Annotated in this window: 5 protein-coding genes; 3 read left to right on the forward strand and 2 right to left on the reverse strand. The window is 69.2% G+C overall.

Annotated elements, in window-relative coordinates; genetic code table 11:
- The first annotated feature begins 189 nt into the window (after positions 1-189).
- From G3O06_RS46680 to G3O06_RS46690, 3 genes are read left to right on the forward strand one after another with little or no spacing between them, the layout of a single operon-like run.
- Positions 190-1248, forward strand: coding sequence for a porin (locus G3O06_RS46680; RefSeq protein ID WP_205820126.1), 1059 nt, complete (start codon positions 190-192; stop codon positions 1246-1248).
- A 37-nt stretch (positions 1249-1285) separates the two neighbouring features.
- A complete protein-coding gene (locus tag G3O06_RS46685; protein WP_205820127.1) occupies positions 1286-1681 on the forward strand; it encodes a BON domain-containing protein in 396 nt (131 codons plus the stop codon).
- Between the two features lie 46 nt (positions 1682-1727).
- Positions 1728-3068 (forward strand): serine hydrolase, encoded by a 1341-nt coding sequence (locus tag G3O06_RS46690; RefSeq protein WP_205820128.1) that lies wholly within the window; start codon positions 1728-1730, stop codon positions 3066-3068.
- A 21-nt stretch (positions 3069-3089) separates the two neighbouring features.
- Here the strand turns inward: G3O06_RS46690 and G3O06_RS46695 are convergent, their stop codons facing one another.
- Entirely contained in the window at positions 3090-4136 is a 1047-nt protein-coding gene (locus G3O06_RS46695; RefSeq protein ID WP_174968170.1) for an ABC transporter substrate-binding protein, read from the reverse strand.
- A partial coding sequence (locus G3O06_RS46700; protein WP_205820129.1) for an FAD-binding oxidoreductase occupies positions 4133-4847 on the reverse strand: 715 nt, incomplete at its 5' end. The genes G3O06_RS46700 and G3O06_RS46695, both read right to left, overlap by 4 nt.

A 4847-nucleotide genomic window follows, 5' to 3' on the forward strand; every position in this document is an offset into this window, starting at 1 on the left:
GCTGCGTCGCCTCGCGGGCGACACGGAGCGCGCCGCGCCGCCGGTCGGCGCGTGCGGCCGCTAGCGCCCGCCGCGCCTATCGCATTGCATTGCATCGCTTTCGGCGTGCGACCCGCCAGCCGGGCAGCGGCGCCTTTCGACGGGAAGCAGTACCACGATACGCCGTGCGACGACGCGGCAGGAGGAGACATGAAGAAGATGATCGCGGCGGCGCTGATCGGCGCGCTGTGGGGGAGTGCGCATGCGCAGTCGAGCGTGACGCTGTTCGGCCGGATCGGCGGCGGCGTGCGCTGGGTCAACGGGTTGCCGGGCGGCAGCCAGGTCGGGTTCAACAACAACATCATCGCGGGCAACGAGTTCGGCATTCGCGGCAAGGAAGATCTGGGCAGCGGGCTGAAGGCGCTGTTCGTGCTCGATGGCGCGTTCAATAGCGGCACCGGTGCGCTGAAAACGTCCGGCACGTTGTTTTCGCAGGCCGCGTATGTCGGCCTGGCCGGCGACTTCGGCCGCCTGACGCTCGGCCGCCAGTTCAACGCCGCGGAAGATCTCGGCATCGCGCTCGATCCGCTCGGCGGGCGCGGGCAATCGCTCGCGGTCGAGCCGGGCGTGCTGTTCGACGGCAACTTCTTCACGCTCGACTCGCGCTTCAACAACACGATCAAGTATCTCGGGCAGGTGGGCGGTTTGCGGTTCGGCGCGAACTATTCGCCGGGCGGCGTGGCGGGCAGCTCGCATGCGGGCACCAGCTATTCGACGGCCGCGATGTACACGTATTCGGACCTGATGGGCGGCGTGTCGTACGCGAAGACGTACAGCCCGGACGGCTCGCAGTCGGCGCAGACGATCCAGGCGGGCGGCACGCTGCAGCTTGGCCGTGCGCGCTTCTACCTGAGCTACGCGTCGCTGAACGTCAGCGCGAACAAGGCGGGGGCGCCGTCGCGGCGCGACGATATCCCGTCGTTCGGCATCGTCGTGCAGCCGCTGCCGTCGGTGCAGCTGAGCGCGGCCGCGTTCTACGACCGCGCGCGCAATCTCGGCAACGTGTCGGGTGCGGACGGCCACAAGCTGACGACCTACGCGATCGCCGAGTACTTCCTGTCGAAGCGCACGGAGCTGTATGTCGAGGTCGATCGCAACGGGATGACCGGTGCATACGTGCGCGACCCGGCGACGATCGCGGCGCTGAACCTGCGGCGCGGTGCGAGCGCGACGACCGGTGTGTCGATCGGCCTGATGACGCAGTTCTGAGTTTTTTTCAACGATCTTTCAGGAGTGTGATTCGATCATGCGTACTTCATCCCGACTGGCTGCGGCGCTGCTGACGGCGGCATGCTGGACCGTCGTCGCCCACGCGCAACCCGATGCCGCGAGCGCGGCGCTCCCGGCACCGGCGGAGACGGCCGTGCAGGCATCGGCGCAGGCGCCTGCGTCGGCCGACCTGTCGCCGGCACAACGCAAGGCGGCAGACCGCAAGCTGAAACGCCGCGTCAGCACGGCGCTCGCACGCACGAAGAACCTGAACGTCACGCGCATCCTCGTGCGAGTGCGCGACGGCAGCGTGACGCTCAGCGGCTCGGTCACCGATACGAACCAGGTGAATCTCGCGGCGGCGGTTGCGCGCCGCGTCGACGGGGTCGCATCGGTGTCGAACCTGCTGCGCATCGATGGCCAGCAGCCGTGATCGCCCGGCACAAGGTCGCTTTCTTTCCACTACGAGACATGATTCGATGCGAATTCATCGACGCTTTACCGCTACCCGGCGTACTCGCCGGCTGGCTGACGCTTTCGTGCTGGCCGGCGGGCTCGCGCTCACCGCGATCGCGCCCGCTGTCCCCGCCGCAACCGACGCCGTCACCCCGAGCATGATGCAGGGCTTCCCGCCGCCGTCCGGCCAGGTCGTCGACAAGGCGAACGCATTCACGCCGGCACGCCTGCGCTGGGCGTTGGGCAATACGCGGCTGCTCGCGCCGACGGCCGGCATCCGGCACGCGGCCGCGCCGATGCTGTTGCCCGAGCAGCCGGCATCCGGCCTCGACACGCTGCCCGTGACGATCGGCGGCGAGACGCTGACGCTCGACGCATACTTGCGCGCAACGCATACGGACGGCTTCATCGTCGTGCAGCGCGGCCGGATCGTCTACGAGCGCTACTTCGACGGTTTCCGGCCCGACCAGCCGCACGCGTGGGCGTCGATGACGAAATCGGTGACGGGCCTGCTGGCCGCGCAGATGATCGAATCCGGCGTGCTCGACGCGGGCGCGCCGCTCGCGCGCACGGTGCCGGAACTCGCCGACACGCCGTTCGGCGGCGCGACGCTGCAGCAGAACCTGGACATGGAAGTACCGACCGCGTACGCACCGGGCATCCCGCCCGATCTCGGGCTGTTCGGCGCCGTCGGGCTGGTGCCGCACCGTGAAGGCGCGCCGGCCAGCATCGCCGATTTCCTGCTGACCGTACAGCGTGTACCGGACGTGGCGCCCGGCAGCGCGTGGTTCTATCAGAACGGTTCGCCGGAAGCCGTCGCGTGGGCGATGCAGCGCGCGACGGGGCAGTCGTGGAGCGCGCTGGTCGAACGGTGGCTGTGGCGCGATTTCGCGGAAGACGATGCGTACGTCGTCGTCGACCGCAATGCGATGGCGATGGCGAGCGGCGGGTTGTACACGACGCTGCGCGATGCCGCGCGCTTTGCAGAGCGCGTGCGCACCGGGCTCGGCGGCGCACGCGGCACGCTGCCGGCCGCGACGATTCGTGCGGCACTGCAGCCCGCGCCCAACGCGGCGCTGTTCGCGAAGGGCAACGTGATCGCGGGCAAGGACGGCTATGCGTATCGCGACTACTGGTACCAGGTGAACGACGGCGACGGCTCGTTCGCGGCGGCGGGGCGGTTCGGCCAGTCGATTCTCGTCGAGCCGAAGACCGCACTGACGATCGTCAAGTTCTCGTCGTCGCCGGACTTCGCGCCGCGCGCGCTCGATGCGCAGGGCGCAGCGACACGGCCGCGCGCGGCGCTCGAGCGCGGCGATGCGCTGAGCTCGGTGGCACGCGCGGTCGCGGAGAAGCTGCGGTAACGCAACCGCGCCTGCGCAGGCTTACCGCTCGATCTGCCGGTTCCAGCGCGTATCCCACTGCGCGCGGCGCGCATTGATCGCGGTCCAGTCGACGACCGTCACCTTGCGCACCAGGTCGTCGACGTTGCCGAGGCTTTGCTGCATCGCGGCGGGCATCTTCGCGACGCGGTTGGTCGGGATCTGCCTGCCGGCCTCGGCGGCCTTCGTCTGCGCGGGCGCGGACAGCAGGAATTGCGCGAGCTTCTGCGCCAGCTGCGGATCGGGATTGTTCGCCACCACGCACAGGTCGACGAGCAGCAGCACGGGGCCTTCCTTCGGATTCGCGTACGCGACCGGGATGCCCTTGTCCTGCAGGTCGCCGACGCCGGTCGGCGTGAGCGGGAACAGGCCGGCCTCGCCGGTCTGCACCATCTCGGAGATCTTCGCCGAGTTCGGGATGTACTCGACGACGTTCGGCCCGACCGTGCTCGCCCACTTGCTGAAGCCGGGCTCGACGTTCTGCTCGCTGCCGCCGAGCAGACGGTTGATCGCGAGGAAGCCATGCAGCCCGAACGTGCTGCTCGACGCCGACTGGAACACGACCTTGCCCTTGTACTTCGGATCCGCGAAATCCATCCACGACGTCGGCGGCGCCCAGCCTTTTTCCGCGAACAGCTTCTTGTTGTACGCGATGCCGGTCATCCCGAGCTGCACGCCTGCGCCGACGTCGTCCTTCATCCGCGCGAACGGATACAGCTCCTTGAGCACCGGCGAATCGTCGAGCTTCTGGCACACGCCGAGGCTGACCGCGCGCGCCATCACGCCGTCGTCGAGGAACGCGACGTGGATCTGCGGCTTGTTGCGGTTCGCGAGCAGCTTCGCGAGCACGTCCGACGACGTGCCGGGCACCACGACGACCTTCACGTTGTTCGCCTTCTCGAAGTCGGGCAGCACCTGGCTCGTATAGGCCTTCTCCATCGGGCCGCCGTTCATGCCGACGTAGATCGTCTTCGTTTGCGCGAACGCGGGCGCATTCGCGCCTGCGATGCAGAGGGCGGCGGCCGCCGCGATCGTTCCGAGCAGTTTCATTTGTGGGTCTCCTCTTGGGGGAAAGGGGTAGTCGGCGTGGCTTGCGGTGCAAAACGGCCGATCGAGAACGCATCGAGCGGCGTGGCGGTTTCGCCGGTCGTGACAAGATCGGCGAGCACGTCGCCGACGCCCGGCGCGAGCAGGAAGCCGCCGCCGGAAAAACCGAATGCATGCAGCAGGCGCGGCGTCGTGCGGCTCGCGCCGATGATCGGGTTGTGGTCGGGCGTGCAGCCTTCGACGCCGCTCCACGTGCGGATCAGCAGCGCGTCGCGCAGCGCGGGCAGCAGCGCGCAGGCGTCGCGCATCACCGCGCGCGTCGTATCGACCGACGGCTGGCCGAACTCGCCGTCGCCGCGGCCGCGCCCGCCGCCGATCACGCAGTTGCCGCGCGCGACCTGCCGCGCGTACACGCCGCCGCCATAGACGCCGAGGTTGTGCGTGATGAACGGCGGCAGCGGTTCGGTCACCCACATGTTCGGGTAGATCGGCTCCATCGGCACGGCTTCGCCGAAGCGCTCGGCGATCGTGTTCGCCCACGCGCCGGCCGAATTGATCAGCCACGTCGCGCTGCACGCGCGGCCGCCTGCGTGGAAGTGGAAGCGCGAGCCGTCGTGGTGAACGTCGCCGACCGGCGTGTGCTCGAACACGTCGGCGCCCGCCGCGCGGGCCGCGCGCGCGAACGCGGGCGACACGAGGCGCGGGTTCGCATGG

The organism is Burkholderia sp. Ac-20345, from assembly GCF_017104825.1.
GTDB classification, from domain to species: Bacteria; Pseudomonadota; Gammaproteobacteria; order Burkholderiales; family Burkholderiaceae; genus Burkholderia; species Burkholderia lata_B.

Bases quoted from the DNA above. Each gene is read 5' to 3' on its own strand.
- G3O06_RS46690 (WP_205820128.1), top strand. From the start codon at position 1,728: ATGCGAATTCATCGACGCTTTACCGCTACCCGGCGTACTCGCCGGCTG.
- G3O06_RS46695 (WP_174968170.1), bottom strand. From the start codon at position 4,136: ATGAAACTGCTCGGAACGATCGCGGCGGCCGCCGCCCTCTGCATCGCA.
- G3O06_RS46685 (WP_205820127.1), top strand. From the start codon at position 1,286: ATGCGTACTTCATCCCGACTGGCTGCGGCGCTGCTGACGGCGGCATGC.
- G3O06_RS46680 (WP_205820126.1), top strand. From the start codon at position 190: ATGAAGAAGATGATCGCGGCGGCGCTGATCGGCGCGCTGTGGGGGAGT.